Source organism: Pseudomonas sp. SH10-3B, from assembly GCF_019891415.1.
Lineage (GTDB): Bacteria > Pseudomonadota > Gammaproteobacteria > Pseudomonadales > Pseudomonadaceae > Aquipseudomonas.
This window is the reverse complement of record NZ_JAFLXD010000034.1, coordinates 55314-72660: the sequence shown is the minus strand read 5'-3', so window position 1 is coordinate 72660 and position 17347 is coordinate 55314. Positions and strand designations below refer to the sequence as shown.

Annotated in this window: 18 protein-coding genes; 11 read left to right on the top strand and 7 right to left on the bottom strand. The window is 60.6% G+C overall.

Features of this window, described 5'->3' with window-relative positions:
• Positions 1 to 336 precede the first annotated feature (336 nt).
• Positions 337 to 1830, bottom strand: coding sequence for a CoA-acylating methylmalonate-semialdehyde dehydrogenase (locus J1G35_RS22405; protein ID WP_223016035.1), 1494 nt, complete (start codon positions 1828 to 1830; stop codon positions 337 to 339).
• Positions 1831 to 1869: 39 nt separating this feature from the next.
• Positions 1870 to 3219 (bottom strand): aspartate aminotransferase family protein, encoded by a 1350-nt coding sequence (locus tag J1G35_RS22400; protein WP_027607942.1) that lies wholly within the window; start codon positions 3217 to 3219, stop codon positions 1870 to 1872.
• Between the two features lie 125 nt (positions 3220 to 3344).
• On the opposite strand from J1G35_RS22400, the gene J1G35_RS22395 reads away from it, so the two are divergent.
• The 6 genes from J1G35_RS22395 (at position 3345) to J1G35_RS22370 (ending at position 9376) form a co-directional block, all read left to right on the top strand.
• On the top strand, positions 3345 to 4265 hold the full coding sequence (locus J1G35_RS22395; protein ID WP_053134765.1) for a LysR family transcriptional regulator: 921 nt from the start codon (positions 3345 to 3347) through the stop codon (positions 4263 to 4265).
• A gap of 88 nt (positions 4266 to 4353) precedes the next feature.
• Positions 4354 to 5748: a nucleobase:cation symporter-2 family protein gene (locus tag J1G35_RS22390; RefSeq protein WP_223016034.1), complete on the top strand. Its 1395-nt coding sequence runs from the start codon at positions 4354 to 4356 to the stop codon at positions 5746 to 5748.
• 87 nt (positions 5749 to 5835) lie between these two features.
• Positions 5836 to 6495 (top strand): TetR/AcrR family transcriptional regulator, encoded by a 660-nt coding sequence (locus tag J1G35_RS22385; RefSeq protein ID WP_223016033.1) that lies wholly within the window; start codon positions 5836 to 5838, stop codon positions 6493 to 6495.
• Positions 6496 to 6507: 12 nt separating this feature from the next.
• The gene (locus J1G35_RS22380; RefSeq protein WP_223016032.1) at positions 6508 to 7089 is read left to right on the top strand and encodes a YigZ family protein; all 582 of its coding nucleotides are present in this window, start codon (positions 6508 to 6510) and stop codon (positions 7087 to 7089) included.
• A gap of 56 nt (positions 7090 to 7145) precedes the next feature.
• Complete coding sequence (locus tag J1G35_RS22375) at positions 7146 to 7832, top strand: SDR family oxidoreductase (RefSeq protein WP_223016031.1); 687 nt, start codon at positions 7146 to 7148, stop codon at positions 7830 to 7832.
• Positions 7833 to 8017: 185 nt separating this feature from the next.
• Positions 8018 to 9376: an 8-oxoguanine deaminase gene (locus J1G35_RS22370; RefSeq protein ID WP_223016030.1), complete on the top strand. Its 1359-nt coding sequence runs from the start codon at positions 8018 to 8020 to the stop codon at positions 9374 to 9376.
• Positions 9377 to 9466: 90 nt separating this feature from the next.
• Here J1G35_RS22370 and J1G35_RS22365 read toward each other — a convergent pair whose 3' ends face one another.
• Complete coding sequence (locus tag J1G35_RS22365; RefSeq protein ID WP_053134746.1) at positions 9467 to 10558, bottom strand: calcium:proton antiporter; 1092 nt, start codon at positions 10556 to 10558, stop codon at positions 9467 to 9469.
• A gap of 194 nt (positions 10559 to 10752) precedes the next feature.
• On the opposite strand from J1G35_RS22365, the gene J1G35_RS22360 reads away from it, so the two are divergent.
• Positions 10753 to 11706, top strand: a complete 954-nt coding sequence (locus J1G35_RS22360) for an adenosine deaminase (RefSeq protein ID WP_043051475.1) — start codon at positions 10753 to 10755, stop codon at positions 11704 to 11706.
• A gap of 78 nt (positions 11707 to 11784) precedes the next feature.
• On the opposite strand, the gene J1G35_RS22355 is transcribed toward J1G35_RS22360, so the two are convergent.
• Positions 11785 to 12480: a helix-turn-helix transcriptional regulator gene (locus J1G35_RS22355; RefSeq protein ID WP_223016029.1), complete on the bottom strand. Its 696-nt coding sequence runs from the start codon at positions 12478 to 12480 to the stop codon at positions 11785 to 11787.
• Between the two features lie 137 nt (positions 12481 to 12617).
• A complete protein-coding gene (locus J1G35_RS22350; RefSeq protein WP_223016028.1) occupies positions 12618 to 13544 on the bottom strand; it encodes a LysR family transcriptional regulator in 927 nt (308 codons plus the stop codon).
• A 115-nt stretch (positions 13545 to 13659) separates the two neighbouring features.
• Here J1G35_RS22350 and J1G35_RS22345 point away from each other — a divergent pair, with 115 nt between their 5' ends.
• From J1G35_RS22345 to J1G35_RS22335, 3 genes are all read left to right on the top strand, one after another.
• Complete coding sequence (locus tag J1G35_RS22345; RefSeq protein WP_053134734.1) at positions 13660 to 13953, top strand: putative quinol monooxygenase; 294 nt, start codon at positions 13660 to 13662, stop codon at positions 13951 to 13953.
• Positions 13954 to 13977: 24 nt separating this feature from the next.
• On the top strand, positions 13978 to 14991 hold the full coding sequence (locus J1G35_RS22340; RefSeq protein ID WP_053134730.1) for a zinc-binding alcohol dehydrogenase family protein: 1014 nt from the start codon (positions 13978 to 13980) through the stop codon (positions 14989 to 14991).
• Positions 14992 to 15139: 148 nt separating this feature from the next.
• On the top strand, positions 15140 to 15313 hold the full coding sequence (locus J1G35_RS22335) for a hypothetical protein (RefSeq protein WP_172681490.1): 174 nt from the start codon (positions 15140 to 15142) through the stop codon (positions 15311 to 15313).
• An 8-nt stretch (positions 15314 to 15321) separates the two neighbouring features.
• Here the strand turns inward: J1G35_RS22335 and J1G35_RS22330 are convergent, their stop codons facing one another.
• Positions 15322 to 16515: a Bcr/CflA family multidrug efflux MFS transporter gene (locus J1G35_RS22330; protein WP_053134727.1), complete on the bottom strand. Its 1194-nt coding sequence runs from the start codon at positions 16513 to 16515 to the stop codon at positions 15322 to 15324.
• Between the two features lie 85 nt (positions 16516 to 16600).
• The gene (locus J1G35_RS22325; RefSeq protein ID WP_223016027.1) at positions 16601 to 16798 is read right to left on the bottom strand and encodes a cation transporter; all 198 of its coding nucleotides are present in this window, start codon (positions 16796 to 16798) and stop codon (positions 16601 to 16603) included.
• A 147-nt stretch (positions 16799 to 16945) separates the two neighbouring features.
• Here J1G35_RS22325 and J1G35_RS22320 point away from each other — a divergent pair, with 147 nt between their 5' ends.
• Positions 16946 to 17326: a hypothetical protein gene (locus tag J1G35_RS22320; RefSeq protein ID WP_223016026.1), complete on the top strand. Its 381-nt coding sequence runs from the start codon at positions 16946 to 16948 to the stop codon at positions 17324 to 17326.
• Positions 17327 to 17347: the final 21 nt, after the last annotated feature.

Below are 17347 nucleotides of genomic sequence, written 5' to 3'. Positions count from 1 at the left end.
CGTCAGCGGGAGGCGAATTCTACAGCGTTACACGCTGCTGTCAACACCTCTTTTTCTCCGCTTTCGACCGAGAAGATCGAATCGTTAATAGTGCCAAATAACACGACGCTATCAACTCCTTCTGGGCTTCGGTGAACTGAAGCAAACCGCTGTCTAATTCTGCATAACTCTTTGTTTACCAAGGAGTTTTACGTTTCGACTGCACCGGAAGTGGGGCGAATTATAGACTTCCAGAATCTGCCGTCAACCTTCTTGTTCACATTTCTGTCATATAAGTCAAAAAAGCCCTGAAACGCAAAAGCCGGCCCAAGGGGCCGGCTTTCTGCTTGCTGAGCCTTACAGGCTAGGGAAAGCGAATTGCGATGCTTCATGGCTGGCCCGTTGCGGCCAACGCTGGGTGATCGCCTTGCGACGGGTGTAGAAACGCACCCCATCCGGCCCATAGGCATGCAAGTCGCCAAACAGCGAGCGTTTCCAGCCACCGAAGCTGTGATACGCCACCGGCACCGGCAATGGCACGTTCACGCCCACCATGCCCACTTCAATCTCATCACAGAACAACCGCGCCGCCTCACCGTCACGGGTGAAGATGCACGTACCGTTACCGTACTCATGATCGTTGATCAGTTGCATCGCCGCTTCCAGGCTGCTCACCCGGACCACGCACAATACCGGCCCAAAGATCTCTTCCTTATAGATGCGCATCTCAGGCGTCACACGATCAAACAAACTGCCGCCCAGGAAGAAACCTTCTTCATTCCCCGCAATACTCAGTCCACGACCATCAACCACCAACTCAGCCCCCGAAGACACACCGTCCTCTATATAGCCGCTGACCTTATCCCGCGCCTGGCCCGTCACCAGTGGCCCCATATCCAGTCCACATGTCGTGCCCGCACCGATCTTCAGCGCCTTGATCTGCGGCACCAGCTTGGCAATCAACGCATCCGCCACCTGGTCACCCACACAGACAGCCACCGAGATCGCCATGCAGCGCTCCCCGCAGGAACCATAGGCCGCGCCCATCAGAGCACTGACCGCGTTATCCAGGTCTGCATCCGGCATCAGCACCGCATGGTTCTTCGCCCCACCCAGCGCCTGCACGCGCTTACCGCGCTTGGTCGCCTCGGAATAGATGTACTCGGCAATCGGCGTCGAGCCCACAAAACTCAGCGCCTTGACCTCCGGCGCTTCGATCAACGCATCCACCGCGTCCTTGTCGCCGTGCACAACACTCAGCACACCTTTAGGAAGACCGGCTTCCTGCAACAGTTGCGCAATCAACAGCGTCGAACTCGGATCACGCTCCGAAGGCTTGAGAATGAAGCAGTTACCGCAAACAATCGCCAGCGGATACATCCACAGCGGCACCATCGCCGGGAAGTTGAACGGGGTAATACCGGCCACCACGCCCAATGGCTGGAAGTCCGACCAGGCATCAATGTTCGGCCCAACGTTGCGGCTGTACTCGCCCTTGAGAATTTCCGGCGCCGAGCACGCGTACTCCACGTTCTCGATCCCACGCTTCAATTCACCCGCAGCATCTTCCAGGGTCTTGCCATGCTCCTCGCTGATCAGCTGCGAAATACGTGCTTCGTTCTGCTCCAGCAACTGCTTGAAACGAAACATTACCTGGGCACGCTTGGCCGCTGGCGTGTTACGCCAAGCCGGAAACGCAGCCTTGGCCGAGTCGATCGCCTGTTGAATGGTTTCACGGCTCGCCAATGGCACCTGGTGAATCACCTGGCCAGTGGACGGGTTATACACGTCGGCACTGCGACCGCTGTCGTTGACCAACTCGCCGTTGATCAAATGCTGGATAAGGCTCATGCAGGGCTCCTGAAAAGTTGTTCTATATAGAAGGAGAAATCAGTCGATCTTGTTCAGCACTTCGCCAACCGCATCGAACAGGCGATCCAGGTCCTGCGGCTTGCTGTTGAAGGTTGGCCCGAACTGCAGGGTGTCACCACCAAAGCGCACATAGAAGCCCGCTTTCCACAGAGCCATACCCGCCTCAAATGGACGCACGATCGCATCGCCGTCACGCGGAGCAATCTGGATCGCACCGGCCAGACCGTAGTTGCGAATGTCGATCACGTTCTTGCTGCCCTTCAGGCCGTGCAGCGCATTCTCAAAGTGCGGAGCGACTTCGGCTACGCTCTGCACCAGATTTTCCTTCTGCAACAGATCCAATGCCGCCAGGCCAGCAGCGCAAGCGACCGGGTGCGCCGAGTAGGTGTAGCCGTGGGGGAACTCCACTGCATACTCCGGCGTGGCCTGGTTCATGAACGTCTGATAGATCTCGCTGCTGGCAATCACCGCGCCCATCGGGATCGCACCGTTGGTGACTTGCTTGGCGATGCACATCAGGTCCGGGGTCACGCCGAAGCTGTCAGCGCCGAACATCGAGCCGGTACGACCGAAGCCGGTGATCACTTCGTCGAACACCAGCAGAATGTTGTGCTGGTCGCAGATCTCACGCAGGCGCTTGAGGTAACCCTGCGGCGGCACCAGCACGCCAGCGGAGCCGGCCATCGGTTCGACAAATACCGCAGCGATGTTGGAAGCATCGTGCAGTTCGATCAGCTTGAGCAGCTCATCAGCCAAAGCGATACCGCCCTGCTCCGGCATACCCCGCGAGAACGCATTGCTCGCCAGCAGGGTATGCGGAAGATGATCAACATCCATCATCGCCTGACCAAACATCTTACGGTTGCCGTTGACGCCACCCAGGCTGGTACCGGCGATGTTCACACCGTGATAACCACGGGCGCGGCCGATCATCTTGGTCTTGGTAGCCTGGCCCTTCAGGCGCCAGTAGGCACGCACCATTTTCACCGCAGTATCGGCGCACTCGGAGCCGGAGTCGGTGAAGAACACATGGTTCAGGTTGCCTGGGGTCAGATCGGTAATTTTTTCCGCCAGTTGGAAGGACAGTGGATGGCCGTACTGGAAGCCAGGGGAGTAGTCCAGCGTACCCAGTTGCTTGGCGACCGCCTCCTGGATTTCCTTGCGCGTATGCCCGGCGCCACAGGTCCACAGGCCCGACAGCGAGTCGTACACCTTGCGCCCCTTGTCATCGGTCAACCAGCTGCCTTCGGCGGCCACGATCAGGCGCGGGTCACGCTGAAAGTTACGGTTGGCGGTGTAAGGCATCCAGTGCGCGTCCAACTTCAGTTGGCTGGCCAGGGACGATGGGGCGTTTTCGGGCATGTTCATCAGCAAAACCTCGCAGGGCAAAAGGCAGCGTCGGGATTGAAAAGCGTTGTTGCAGCTAAATTGCCACGGGGATAAAGTCGGTGAAATCCAACTCTTCTAACCTTCAGTCAGGCCTTGACTAAACTATGAGCAGCCGTCGACCCGATCCCCTGGCCCAAGTCAGCGACTTCGATATTCGCCTGCTGCGCATCTTTCGCAGCGTCGTAGAGTGCGGCGGCTTCTCGGCCGCAGAAACCGTACTCGGCATCGGCCGCTCCGCCATCAGCCAGCAAATGAGCGACCTTGAGCAGCGGCTCGGATTAAGACTGTGCCAGCGCGGGCGTGCCGGTTTCTCGCTGACCGAAGAAGGTCGCGAGGTCTACCAATCGGCCCTGCAACTATTAAGTGCCCTGGAAAGTTTCCGCACTGAGGTCAACGGCCTGCACCAGCACTTGCGTGGCGAGTTGATCATCGGCCTCACCGACAACCTGGTCACCCTGCCCCACATGCGCATCACCCACGCCCTGGCCCAACTGAAGGAACGCGGCCCGGACGTACAGATCCAGATCCGCATGATCGCGCCCAACGAAGTGGAACAGGGCGTACTCGACGGCCGCCTGCATGTCGGTGTGGTGCCCCAGGCCAGCGCGCTCTCTGGCCTGGAATACCAGCCGCTCTACAGCGAACGTTCGCTGCTCTATTGCGCGGTCGGCCACCCACTGTTTTACGCCGACGACAAGCAGTTGGACGACGAACGCATCGACAGCCAGGACGCCATCGCCCCCACCTTCCGTTTGCCCGCCGATATCCAGGCCCATTACCAGGCCCTCAACTGCACAGCCAGCGCCTCGGACCGCGAAGGCATGGCATTCCTGATCCTCACCGGCCGCTATATCGGCTACCTACCCGACCATTACGCCAGCCTCTGGGTGCAACAAGGCCGACTGCGTGCGCTGAAACCGGCTACGCGTTTTTACGATTTAAGCCTCGCATCGGTCACGCGCAAAGGCCGTCGCCCTCATTTGGTGCTGGAAAGCTTTCTCGACAGCCTGGCGACAACGCGCTAACTCGGGCCTTACGCCAAAAGCTGAGCAGATGGACAGCTTTTTGCAAGAACCCCAGGACCTTGAACCGTCCGCCTTGAGTTAACCCGCCATGCCACCAGAATCCTCCAGCCCCAGCGACCTGATCTACGGCCTCAACGACCGCCCCAAACCCGCCCCTGCCTTGCTGGCCGCACTGCAACACGTGTTGGCCGCCTTTGTCGGCATCATCACGCCCCCGCTGATCATCGGCTCCACGCTGGGCTTGACTGCCCATTTGCCCTACCTGATCAGCATGGCGTTGATGGTGTCCGGCGTCGGCACATTCATTCAGGCGCGTAGGCCATTTGGGATCGGCGCCGGGATGATCTGCCTGCAAGGCACCAGCTTTGCGTTTCTCGGCGCGGTGCTCTCGGCCGGATTTCTGGTCAAGCAACGCGGCGGTAGCCCGGAAGACATCATGGCGATGATCTTCGGCGTGTGCTTTTTCGGCGCCGTGGTGCAGATCGTGCTGAGCCGTTTCATCGGCCAACTACGCCGGGTTATCACCCCACTAGTGACCGGGATTGTGATTACCTTGATCGGTATCAGCCTGATCAAAGTGGGTATCACTGACCTTGGCGGCGGTTTTAACGCCCCCGACTTCGGTGCGCCAACCAACCTCGCGCTGGGTCTGTTCGTGGTGCTGACGATCATCTTGCTCAACCGCTCAAACACACCCTGGGTGCGCCTCTCGGCAATCATCATCGGCCTGGCGCTCGGTAGCCTCGCGGCCTGGTTCAGCGGCAAGCTGGTCCCCCAGGCCCTGGGCGACTTGCCTTTGGTCAGCCTGCCGATACCCTTTCGATTCGGCTTCAACTTCGACTGGAGCGCCTTCCTGCCGATCGCGCTGATTTATCTGATCAGCAGCATCGAAACCGTCGGCGACCTCACCGCCAACTGCATGATCGCGCGCCAGCCCATCAGCGGCCCTTCTTATATAAGTCGACTCAAAGGCGGCGTCCTCGGCGATGGCGTCAGTTGCATGATCGCCGCCACGTTCAGCGCCTTTCCCAACACCACCTTTGCCCAGAACAACGGTGTGATCCAACTGACCGGCGTGGCCAGCCGTTACGTCGGCCTGTACATCGGCGTGGTGCTGTTCTGCCTGGGCTTGTTCCCGCTGATCGGTGCCGTGCTGCAACAAATCCCCAAGCCCGTGTTGGGCGGCGCAACCCTGGTGATGTTCGGCAGCGTGGCCGCTGCCGGCGTGCGCATCCTCGCCCAGGCACCACTGGACCGCCGCAGCATGCTGATCATCGCCACCTCGTTCGGCGTCGGCCTGGGCATCGCCGCCCAACCGAACCTGCTGCACCTGATGCCCACCCTGGTGCAGAACCTGTTCGACTCGGCCATCACCAGCGGCGGCCTGACCGCCATCGTGTTGTGCCTGTTACTGCCGGAATCCAAGGTGCCCGCCCCTGCCGCAAACCACGCGCCGGAAAGCGACACCCTGGAACCGCTTTGACGGTTTTATTGCATCGGGACTTGTCTGAGGCTTGAGGGTGAGTTATCTGTGCACACGTCGTCTCTATCGATCAGCACGGAAACCTCCATGAGCCTCGAAGTTCCTGCCCATAGCAACCACGCCGGTAAGCCCGCCAGCCGCATTCGGCAAAAGAACGAACAAGCGATTCTCCAGGCTGCTGAAGATGAGTTCGCGCGCCATGGCTACAAGGGCACCAGCATGAACACCATCGCTGCCAGCGCCGGACTGCCTAAAGCCAATTTGCACTACTACTTCACGAACAAGCTGGGCCTGTATATCGCGGTGCTCAGCAATATCCTCGAACTGTGGGACAGCACCTTCAACACGCTGACCGCCGAGGACGACCCGGCCGTGGCCCTCTCCCGCTACATCCGCACCAAGATGGAGTTTTCGCGGCGCCAGCCCCAGGCCTCGCGGATTTTCGCCATGGAAATCATCAGCGGCGGCGAATGCCTGACCGAATATTTCAGTCAGGACTATCGCGCCTGGTTCAGCGGCCGGGCAGCCGTGTTCCAGGCCTGGATCGACGCTGGCAAGATGGACCCCATCGACCCCGTGCACCTGATTTTCCTGTTGTGGGGCAGCACTCAGCATTACGCCGACTTCGCCACCCAGATCTGCCGCGTCACCGGTCGCACCAAGCTGACCAAGCAAGATATGGAAGACGCCGGTAACAACCTGATCCACATCATTCTCAAGGGCTGCGGTATCAAGCCGGCCCTCTAGAAGAAGCCATTTATGTCTTTCACGCTCACCGGCCTTTGCGAGTTCCGCGAAGAAATTCGCAAAAGCCGCTTCATTACCCTGGCCGCACCGATCACCAGCCCGCAAGACGCCCAGGCATTTTTCGAGCAGCACAGCGACCTCAACGCCACGCACAACTGCTGGGCCTGGAAGCTGGCCGATCAATACCGCAGCAGTGACGACGGCGAACCCGGAGGCACCGCGGGGCGCCCGATCCTGGCCGCCATTGAGGCCCAAGGTTTTGATCAGGTCGCGGTGCTGGTGATTCGTTGGTATGGCGGCATACAACTCGGTACCGGCGGCCTGGCCCGCGCCTACGGTGGCGGTGCGAACAAGTGCCTGCAAAATGCCGAGCGCATCGAACTGATCAGCCGCGTGCCGCTGAGCTGCGCCTGCGGATTCTCCGAGTTGAACCTGGTCAAACTGCGCGTCGCCGAGCTGGGCGGGCTGGTGGTGGAAGAAACCTTCACCGCCAATGGCGTGGAATTACAACTGGCGCTGGGCGAAGCCCACATCGACACCCTGCAAACCCAACTGGCCGACCTGAGCCGTGGGCGCATCCTGCTGCAACGCTGAAACTGCTAATGTTGTCCGCTGAACACCCTGAACCGCGACTCTTAAAGGAAGCCTTCATGTCTACGCCAAAAACCGCACTGATCATCGGCGCCTCACGCGGGCTGGGCCTTGGCCTGGTCAAGCAATTGCTCCAGGACGGCTGGGACGTGACCGCCACCGTGCGCGATCCGAGCAAGGCCGATGCCCTGAAAGCCGTGGGCCCGGTACAGATCGAGAGACTCGACATGGACGATCAGCAAGCCGTGATCGCCTTGGCCCAACGCCTCAAGGAGCGCACCTTCGACCTGCTGTTCGTCAACGCCGGCGTCAAGGGCCCCGCCAATCAAGAACCTGGCCATGCCACCCTGGCGGAAGTCGGCCAGCTGTTCTTCACCAACGCCGTGGCGCCGATCAACCTGGCCCAACGGTTTGTCGGGCAGATCCGCAAGGACACTGGCGTACTGGCGTTCATGAGTTCGGTGCTGGGCAGCGTGACCATCCCCGACGGCTCGGACCTGGCGCTGTACAAAGCCAGCAAGGCCGCACTCAACTCCATGACCAACAGCTTCATTACCCAACTCGGCGATCACAAACTCACCGTGCTGTCGCTGCACCCTGGCTGGGTGAAAACCGACATGGGCGGCGAAAACGCGCACATTGATGTCGACACCAGCGTGCGCGGCCTGGTGGACCAAGTGAACGCCTACACTGGCAAGGGCGGCCATCACTTCGTGGACTACAAGGGCGACACCATCGCCTGGTAAACCCCGCTGATCGAGATGTGGGAGCAAGCCCCCTCCCACATTGATCGCGCTCATTTTCCTACAGGTAGACCCGATCTCGAACTACACGTAATCTACCCACTTCGCCCTCCCCGGCGACCCTGGATCAGCAGACAGGGCATCACTGAGCTGGCAAACCTGAACCCATTATTCAGAGGAGCCGGCCAATGCCTGCGACCCGTATCTGGTTAAAAAACCCCCTCGCGATTTTCACTGCCAACGGCCTAGACGCCCGTGGCGGCCTGGTGCTGCAAGACGGTGTGATCACCGAAGTGCTGACCCAAGGCCAAGAACCCGCACAGCCCTGCGCCCAAGTGTTCGATGCGCGCGAGCATGTGGTCCTGCCCGGACTGATCAACACCCACCATCACTTCTACCAGACTCTGACCCGCGCCTGGGCGCCGGTAGTCAATCAGCCGTTGTTTCCCTGGTTGAAAACCCTTTACCCGGTATGGGCGCGACTGACGCCGGAAAAACTCGCCCTGGCCACCAAGGTCGCACTGGCTGAGTTACTGCTCTCGGGCTGCACCACCGCCGCAGACCACCACTACCTGTTCCCCGACGGCCTGGAACAGGCCATCGATGTACAGGTAGAAAGCGTGCGCGAATTAGGCATGCGCGCCATGCTCACCCGCGGCTCCATGAGCCTGGGCGAAGCCGACGGCGGCCTGCCACCACAACAGACCGTGCAGCAAGGACAGGTCATCCTCGATGACAGCCAGCGCCTGATCCGCGAATACCACCAACGCGGCGACGGCGCGCACATCCAGATTGCCCTGGCACCCTGCTCGCCGTTTTCCGTCACCCCGCAAATCATGCAAGCCAGCGCCGAACTGGCCAACAGCCTGGATGTGCGCCTGCACACCCACTTGGCCGAAACCCTCGACGAAGAAGATTTCTGCCTGCAGCGCTTCGGCCTACGCACGGTGGATTACCTGGACAGCGTCGGCTGGCTCGGCCCGCGCACCTGGCTGGCCCATGGTATTCACTTCAACCCGGATGAAATTGCGCGCCTGGGCGCCGCCGGTACGGGCATCTGCCATTGCCCAAGCTCCAACATGCGGCTGGCCTCCGGCATCTGCCCGACCTTGGACTTGATCGCTGCCGGCGCGCCCATCGGCCTGGGTGTGGACGGTTCTGCCTCCAACGACGCGTCAAATATGATCCTCGAAACCCGCCAGGCCCTGTACATCCAGCGCCTGCGTTACGGCGCCGAAAAAATCACCCCAGAAGGCGTGCTGGGTTGGGCCACCAAAGGATCAGCGCAGTTACTGGGACGTACGGACATTGGTGAGTTGGCCGTAGGTAAACAGGCCGACCTGGCACTGTTCAAGCTCGACGAGCTGCGCTTCTCCGGCAGCCATGACCCCATTTCCGCACTGCTGCTGTGCGGCGCGGATCGGGCGGACCGGGTGATGATCGGCGGCCAATGGCGGGTCATCGACGGGCAGGTGGAAGGCCTGGACCTGAAAGGCTTGATCGCCGATCACAGCCAAGCGGCGCGGCAGTTGATCGCCGGAACCTGAGCCAAACACAATAAAAAAGGTGGGCGGGGCAGTGCGACGATTCGACTTGCCCCCTCCCACCTTTGGCTCTATGGCGTTCTTGAAGCCTGTTTACAGGCCCAACAGCGACAACATGATAAAGGTCGCAAACAACACAAAATGGGTCATCCCTTCGATGGCGTTGGTCTCGCCATCGTTGAGGTTGATCGCGCTGACGATCAGCGTGATCAACACCATCACCGTTTGCACCGGCGTCATCGCCATCTGGAACGGCTGGCCGGTGTAGAGCGCCATGGCTTCCATCACCGGCACCGTCAAAATCACGGTCGACAACGACGCACCCAGGGCAATGTTCACCACCGACTGCATGCGGTTGGCCAATGCAGCGCGCAAGGCCGTCAAAATCTCCGGCGCCGCCGAAATCGCCGCCACCACGATCGCCGTGATCACCGGCGGTGCGCCTGTACCTTCCAGGCCCAGGTCGAGGGTCTTGGACATCACCTCGGCCAACGCACCGATCACAATCACGCCAAACACCAGGGTACCGATGGAAAACGCCAGGTTCACCGGCGGCGACTGCTCTTCCTCCGGCAGTTTCTTGCGGCGCTTTTCCGGGTAGCTATAGCTGAAGAAATAACTGTGCGGCCCCACCTGCATGCGCAGGAACAAGGTGTAGAGCACCACCATCGCGCCAATGGTGAAGGCCGAGTAAATTTTCCAGTCGGCTTCGGGGATAAATTCCGGCACCACCATCGACACGCCCATGGCGGTGAGGATCATCACGCTGTAGGTCCGCGCCGAATCGTCGTTGTAGGACTGTTCGCCATGCTTGATGCCGCCCATCAGCGCAGCCAGGCCGAGGATGCCGTTGATATCGAGCATCACCGCTGAGTAGATGGTGTCGCGCACCAGGGTGGGTGATGGCTCGTTGCTCATCATGATCGCCAGGATCACCACCTCCACCAGCACGGCGGCGAGGGTCAGGATCATGGTGCCGTAGGGGTCGCCGACCTTTTCCGCGAGTTGCTCGGCGTGGTGGGCCACGCGCATCGACGCCACCACGATAAAACCGATCAACACCACGCCGGCCAACAACGCCACCATTTGCCCGCTGTGCAGCATCCAGTGCTCCAACGGGTAGGCGGCGATGGCGGCAATCAGTGCCAGCAGCATGAATTTTTCTTGCTTGAGGGATGTGAGCATTCCGGGCCTTTTAGTACGGCAAATCAGTCATTGATGGGGTACAGACTGCGCCAAGCCGCTAACGTTTCGTTACACCTTAGTTCACGCGGTCCTTGCGCGAATAAATCAAATACTCTCCTGCTGGTCAGGTTTTGCCGATTATTTCAGCCATGCCCTGTAGAATGCCGCCATTGCACCTGATGAGAATTTAGAAAATGTACGATTGGCTCAACGCCCTGCCCAAGGCTGAATTGCACCTGCACCTGGAAGGCTCGCTGGAGCCGGAGTTGCTGTTCGCCCTGGCCGAGCGCAACAAAATTGCGCTGCCGTGGAACGACGTCGAAACCCTGCGCAAGGCCTACGCCTTCAACAACCTGCAAGAGTTTCTCGACCTGTATTACAAGGGCGCCGACGTGCTGCGCACCTCCCAGGATTTCTACGACCTGACCTGGGCCTACCTGCTGCGCTGCAAAGCCCAGAACGTGATCCACACCGAACCCTTCTTCGACCCGCAAACCCACACCGACCGTGGCGTACCGTTCGAAGTGGTGCTCAACGGCATCGCCGCTGCGCTTAAAGATGGCGAACAGCAACTGGGCATCACCAGCGGTTTGATCCTCAGTTTCCTGCGCCACCTGAGCGAAGCCGAAGCCGAGAAAACCCTCGACCAGGCACTGCCGTTCCGTGACGCGTTCGTGGCCGTGGGCCTGGACAGTTCAGAGATGGGTCACCCACCGAGCAAGTTCCAGCGTGTGTTCGACCGTGCCCGTCACGAAGGCTTCCTCACCGTCGCCCACGCCGGCGAAGAAGGCCCGCCCGAGTACATCTGGGAAGCGATCGACCTGCTGAAAATCCAGCGTATCGACCATGGCGTACGTGCCATCGAAGACGAGCGCCTGATGCAGCGCATCATCGATGAGCAGATCCCGCTGACCGTCTGCCCACTGTCCAACACCAAACTTTGCGTGTTCGACGACATGGCCCAGCACAACATCCTCGACATGCTTGAGCGTGGTGTAAAAGTGACGGTGAATTCGGATGACCCGGCGTACTTCGGCGGTTATGTCACCGAAAACTTCCACGCGCTGTACACCTCGCTGGGTATGACCCAGGACCAGGCCAAACGCCTGGCGCAAAACAGTCTGGATGCGCGGTTGGTAAAGCCCTAACGGCCTCGTAAGTCATCATCGCCAGGTCCATGGAGGCGCCGAAAAAACCAGGGCGATGATGATAAAGAGCATGTGGCGCTAGGGTTGCTCGGGCATGGCCAAGCGGGCGATTTCTGCCAGGCCACTGTCGTTGAGCTGCACAGCCCGGGACTCATTGACCAGGCTGAGCCAGTTCGATTGCAGGAACAGCTGCAACAGTCCAGCGCCCAACGCGCCCCCCAGGTGCGGTTGCCGCTGGCTCCAATCGAAGCAGTCGCACACCAGTGGTGCCGCCAGCGCCTGGGTAAAAATGCCCAGGCTTGCCAAGTGCTGCGCGCCCTTGGCCGTGACCTTGATGCGTTGTTCATAACGCTCGATCCACCCCGCCGCCAACATCCGCTCATACAGCCCCGCCGCCAGTTCGCCACCGAGGTGACCCTGGCACAGTCGAGCATGGCGCAACAGTGGCGGCGCCACCAAAACCAGCGGTGAAGCATGCGGCGCACTGCGGGTTGCACTGGCCAGGGTGGTATTGGCCAAGGCATCGATGGCGACGCTGACATCGGCAGCCGCCACGCGAAACAGCCGCTTGCCACGCCGGCCCTCGCTACGCAGCAAGCCACTCCCCGTCAGCCGTGCCAGATGCGCATTGGCCGAAGCAGGTGATAACCCGGCAAGCGTCGCCAGTTCCTCCGAGGACTTGGCCGAGCCGTCCATCAGCGACCAAAGCATGGCGGTGCGTTTGGGCTCGGCGAGCAAGCTGGCGATCTGACTGATGCATGGTGCTTCTTCCATCGATTCACTCCCTGTCTAATTATTTTTCTGATGCAGTGGGCGCCAAAGTATAGGTGCGCAGACCAGCAGTTCCGCGGCGTCTGACAGAACGAATAAGGACAGGATCTGAGTGAAATTTCCCAGTGTGATGGAGGCTATTACGTCGAGCCCAATCGCTCCGGCAATTGCGCGGTCAATCTCGCACAGCGAGACACAAGCATTTCCCGCAGTAGGTTGATGGGTTTGCTCAACTGGGCACGGTGAGCACAGAGCAAATTGAGCGGCGTGCGCTCGCCACGTAACTCCGGCAAGATCAGGCGCAAGCGTCCGGCCAACACATCGGTGCTCACATCCAGCCAGGATTTGTAGGCAATCCCCACCCCCGCCACCGCCCAGCGGCGCACCACATCGGCATCGTCGCTGAAGCGATCACCACTGACCGTCAGGCTGACGTCGCGCTTGCCATCGTAAAAGGTCCAGTGGTCATGCACACGACTGCCAAGCATATAAAGCAAGCAATTGTGCTGGGCCAGTTGCTCCAGGTGCCGGGGCTCGCCGTGGCGCTCAAGGTAACTGGGGGCCGCGCACAACACGCGAACGTTGTGCGGCGCGACGGGCAACGCGATCAGGCTGGAATCTTCGGGCTCGCCATAGCGCAGGGCGATATCCACCGGCTGGCGGAACAGGTCGGCAATCCGATCGCCCAACAGCAGGCGCACGGTGAGCTGCGGGTACTCACGCTGAAACTCGTCCAGCCACGGCAATAACTGATTGCGGCCGAAATCCGAGGGGGCCGAGAGCTGCAACACACCGCTGACATGGTCCTGGCCACTGGCCAATAAGCGTCGCCCTTCATCCAGGGAGCTCAGCGCGGCGCGGGCATATTCCAGGAAGCCTTCACCTTCGGCGGTCAGGCGCAGGCTGCGGGTGGAGCGCGCCAGCAGGCGCGTGCCCAATTGCTGCTCGATGCGCTTGAGCGCCGCGCTGGCCACGGCGGGCGACAGGTCCATCACCCGCGCCGCCGCCGACAAACTGCCCAGGTCCGCTGCGCGTACAAACAACTGCAAATCATCAAAACGCAGCATTCACCCACCCATTATCAAAATATTATTGAAACAGAGTGCTGTTTTAGCGGCTTTTATCTTCAAGGGAAATGGCCAATCATCTGCCCATCCCGTTATCACGTGTCTGGAGTTGAATATGTCCACAGCCTTTAACGTCATCGCCACGCTGATTGCCAAACCCGGCCAACAGGCCACCCTGGAATCCCTGCTGCGCGGCCTGCTGGAACCCACCCGTCTTGAAGCCGGTTGCGAGCAATACGACCTGCACCAGGACCTGCAGCACCCCGAGACCTTCTACATGCTCGAACGCTGGAGCGACGACGCGGCGCTGGCCAACCATGACCAGAGTGCACACATCCAGAGTTTTCGCGCCAAAGCCGCTGATGTAATCGAACACTTCGAACTCAAGCGCCTGCAGTTTCTCGCCTGATCACCGCCTTTTTCCGGAGCCCCCATGAAAGCCATTGCCTACTACGCGTCACTGCCGATCAACGATGAAAAATCCCTGCAAGACATCCAGCTGCCGGAGCCCGTCGCCGGCCCCCGCGACTTGCTGGTGGAAGTCAAAGCCATCTCAGTCAACCCAGTGGACACCAAGGTGCGCCAGAACGTCGCCCCGGAAAACGGCGCAGCCAAAGTGCTGGGCTGGGACGTGGCCGGTGTGGTCAAGGCCGTCGGCAGCGAAGTGAGCCTGTTCAAGGTCGGCGACAAGGTGTTCTACGCCGGCTCCCTGACACGTCCGGGCGGCAACAGCGAGTTGCACACCGTGGACGAGCGCATCGTCGGCCATATGCCCAAGAGCCTGGGTTTTGCCGAAGCCGCCGCGCTGCCGCTGACCGCCATCACCGCATGGGAGCTGTTGTTCGAACGCCTGCAAGTGCGTGAAGGCAAAGAGGCGCAAGGCCAGAGCCTGCTCATTGTCGGCGCCGCCGGTGGCGTGGGTTCGATCCTGACCCAACTGGCCAGCCAGCTCACCGCATTGACGGTGATCGGTACCGCCTCGCGCCCGGAAACCCAGGAATGGACCAAAGCACTCGGCGCTGACCTGGTGATCGACCACAGCCAGCCGCTGAGCGAAGCGCTGAAACAAGCCGGCCACCCACAGGTGACCCACGTTGCCAGCCTGACCCAGACCGAGCATCACTTGGACCAACTGGTCGAAGCGCTGCAACCCCAAGGCAAGCTGGCGCTGATCGACGACCCCAAGGCACTGGACGTGAGCAAACTCAAGCGCAAGAGCCTGTCACTGCACTGGGAGTTCATGTACACGCGCTCGATGTTCGAGACGCCGGACATGATCGAGCAGCACAACCTGCTCAATCGTGTGGCCGAGCTGATCGACGCCGGCACCTTGAAAACCACGGTGGGCGAGCACTTCGGTGTGATCAATGCGGCCAACCTGCGCCGTGCCCATGCCCTGCTGGAAAGCGGCAAGGCCAAGGGCAAGATCGTGCTGGAAGGGTTCTGAAGATAACCGCTGTCAGCGTCGTCCATTATTCGTGTGAGTGATGGACGACGCCGCTAGTCAGAGAGTTGATCTTTGTCATATTTGTAAGCGCCCTCGGGGTTTATATTGGCCGCCTTTGCCACGATTCTTTTACGTGAGGAAGTCAGCAATGAAGATCCTGATAAAAGCGTTAGCAAAATCCCAGTGGGAAGTCCGTCTGGACCAAAAGGCCATTACTTTCCACACAGAAGCCGAGGCCCGCGCCTTTGCCAATACCCTGCAGGCCCGTATCCAGGCCCCCCACCGCTTTCCGATCAGCCAGCAACAGTCCGCTGCTGGCTGATCCGCATTTCAACCCTGCGCCCGCGCGGCCCTCGCCCGTTGCAGGCGCTGGGTCGACATCGCAATCGTCACCGCCAACACCCCGCACAAGCTGATGACCATCGCCATCGGCATCGCCGTGCCGTCGTGCAGCACACCCACCAACGAAGCCGCCCCTGCCGCCACACCAAACTGAATGCAACCGAGCAAGGCCGACGCGCTGCCGGCCCGGGCGCCCTGCCCGCTCATGGCGCAGGCCGAGGTGTTGGGCAGAATGCAGCCCAGGCTGGCGATGCAGATGAACAGCGGTACCAGCAACGGCCACAGCGCCTCGGTGCGCAAGGCCGCGATGCCCAGCAGTGACAGCGCCGCCAGCAGATAGACCCACACCGTGCGCGACAGCAGGAACGCCGGGCCACGCTTGGCCAGCAGCCGCGCGTTAACCTGCGCAACCAGGATGAAGCCAGCGGCGTTGGAGCCGAACAGCCAGCCGTAATGCTCGGCGGGCACGCCATAGAGTTTGATAAATACGAACGGGGAGCCGGCGATGTAGGCAAACATCCCGGCAATCGAAATGCCCCCGGTCAGGGCGTAACCGAGGTAGACCCGGTCTGACAGCAGCGCGCCGTAGCGGCGCAGCGACCCGGACAAGGGCTGGCGCGGCTGATGGGCCGGAAAGGTCTCCGGCAAACCGACCGCCACGGCGATCGCCGCCATCACGCTGAAGATCGACAGCGCGAGGAAAATCGACTGCCAACCCCACAGCCCGACCATCACCCCACCCGCCAACGGCGCCAGGATCGGCGCCAGGCCGGTCACCAGCATCAGTTGCGAATAGACCTTGGCCGAGCCCACCGCATCACATTTGTCACTGACCACTGCGCGGGAAATCACCATGCCCGCGCAACCGCCGAGGGCCTGCACGAAGCGTGCGCCAATCAGCCATTCCAGGGACGGGGCGTACGCGCAGGCAAAGGATGCCAGGGTAAACAGGATGACGCCGCTGAGCAGCGGGCCGCGCCGGCCAAAGCGGTCCGCCAGCGGACCGTAGATCAACTGGCCGATGGCCAAGCCAGCGAAATACACCGCCAGGGTCAGCTGGATATGTTTTTCGTCGGTACCGAAGGCTGTCGCCATCGCCGGAAAGCCCGGCAGATAGAAGTCGATCGCCAGCGGCGCGAAGGCGCTCAAGGCCCCCAGAATCAGGATTATGCGAAGGTTCATCAGGCACCCAAGTGTGTCGGCAGCCCGACAGTTTAGCCGCGCTTGGGTGCATTGAATACGATAGCTCGCTAACTATTTGAATGGGTCAGGCCAGCTTGGCGGTGTAGCCCTCTTCGGTGATCAGGCTGATCACTTCATCGGCAGACAGACGGCTTTCGACGCCCACCTCTTTCGCCGCCAGGTCGACCTTCACGCTGGCCGCCGGATCCTGGCTCTGCACCGCCCGGGTGACCGCCCGGACGCAGTGGCCGCAGGTCATTCCTTCAACGCTGAATATTTGCATGACATGACTCCTTTGATGAGGTTGAAGCCAGTCTCGACCTTGCCACGATGGCAAGGTCAAGTTCTGAAACTTTCGGCCGGGCTGGTATTACACGGCGACGTCGGCCAAGCTTCACCCATCTTTGATTCAAACCACGGAGCATTCGCCATGCGCTGGTCGTTTTTTGCCCTTGCCGGCTTGATGAGTTTGTCTGCCGCTGCGCCCATGGCCAGTGCCGATCAAGACTATGCCGTGCTGATCATTTCCCGCGAGCGCCTGGAAGTACCGACCAATTGCGAGATCGGCCTGTACATCCAGGACCAGTTGGCCGGGCGCTTGTTCCAGGAACAGTCCACCTCGTTCAACCTGCCCGCCGGCAATGTGTCGCTGCGCCTGAAACTGCTGCCGGGCCAGTCACCAGGTTGCTTGCCTGGCCTGCTCGCGCCGCCGGCGCAGAACATCACGCTCAAAGCCGGTGACGTACGCAAGCTGCGCATTGCCCAGGGCCCGGAAGGCATGTACCTCAAACCCGCCGCATTGGAATACTGAAGACGCTTGACCTTCCCCACA

Bases quoted from the DNA above. Each gene is read 5' to 3' on its own strand.
- J1G35_RS22345 (WP_053134734.1), top strand. From the start codon at position 13,660: ATGTCCACAGCCTTTAACGTCATCGCCACGCTGATTGCCAAACCCGGC.
- J1G35_RS22355 (WP_223016029.1), bottom strand. From the start codon at position 12,480: ATGGAAGAAGCACCATGCATCAGTCAGATCGCCAGCTTGCTCGCCGAG.
- J1G35_RS22330 (WP_053134727.1), bottom strand. From the start codon at position 16,515: ATGAACCTTCGCATAATCCTGATTCTGGGGGCCTTGAGCGCCTTCGCG.
- J1G35_RS22370 (WP_223016030.1), top strand. From the start codon at position 8,018: ATGCCTGCGACCCGTATCTGGTTAAAAAACCCCCTCGCGATTTTCACT.
- J1G35_RS22340 (WP_053134730.1), top strand. From the start codon at position 13,978: ATGAAAGCCATTGCCTACTACGCGTCACTGCCGATCAACGATGAAAAA.
- J1G35_RS22380 (WP_223016032.1), top strand. From the start codon at position 6,508: ATGTCTTTCACGCTCACCGGCCTTTGCGAGTTCCGCGAAGAAATTCGC.
- J1G35_RS22395 (WP_053134765.1), top strand. From the start codon at position 3,345: ATGAGCAGCCGTCGACCCGATCCCCTGGCCCAAGTCAGCGACTTCGAT.
- J1G35_RS22365 (WP_053134746.1), bottom strand. From the start codon at position 10,558: ATGCTCACATCCCTCAAGCAAGAAAAATTCATGCTGCTGGCACTGATT.
- J1G35_RS22360 (WP_043051475.1), top strand. From the start codon at position 10,753: ATGTACGATTGGCTCAACGCCCTGCCCAAGGCTGAATTGCACCTGCAC.
- J1G35_RS22390 (WP_223016034.1), top strand. From the start codon at position 4,354: ATGCCACCAGAATCCTCCAGCCCCAGCGACCTGATCTACGGCCTCAAC.
- J1G35_RS22400 (WP_027607942.1), bottom strand. From the start codon at position 3,219: ATGAACATGCCCGAAAACGCCCCATCGTCCCTGGCCAGCCAACTGAAG.
- J1G35_RS22385 (WP_223016033.1), top strand. From the start codon at position 5,836: ATGAGCCTCGAAGTTCCTGCCCATAGCAACCACGCCGGTAAGCCCGCC.
- J1G35_RS22320 (WP_223016026.1), top strand. From the start codon at position 16,946: ATGCGCTGGTCGTTTTTTGCCCTTGCCGGCTTGATGAGTTTGTCTGCC.
- J1G35_RS22335 (WP_172681490.1), top strand. From the start codon at position 15,140: ATGAAGATCCTGATAAAAGCGTTAGCAAAATCCCAGTGGGAAGTCCGT.
- J1G35_RS22325 (WP_223016027.1), bottom strand. From the start codon at position 16,798: ATGCAAATATTCAGCGTTGAAGGAATGACCTGCGGCCACTGCGTCCGG.
- J1G35_RS22375 (WP_223016031.1), top strand. From the start codon at position 7,146: ATGTCTACGCCAAAAACCGCACTGATCATCGGCGCCTCACGCGGGCTG.
- J1G35_RS22350 (WP_223016028.1), bottom strand. From the start codon at position 13,544: ATGCTGCGTTTTGATGATTTGCAGTTGTTTGTACGCGCAGCGGACCTG.
- J1G35_RS22405 (WP_223016035.1), bottom strand. From the start codon at position 1,830: ATGAGCCTTATCCAGCATTTGATCAACGGCGAGTTGGTCAACGACAGC.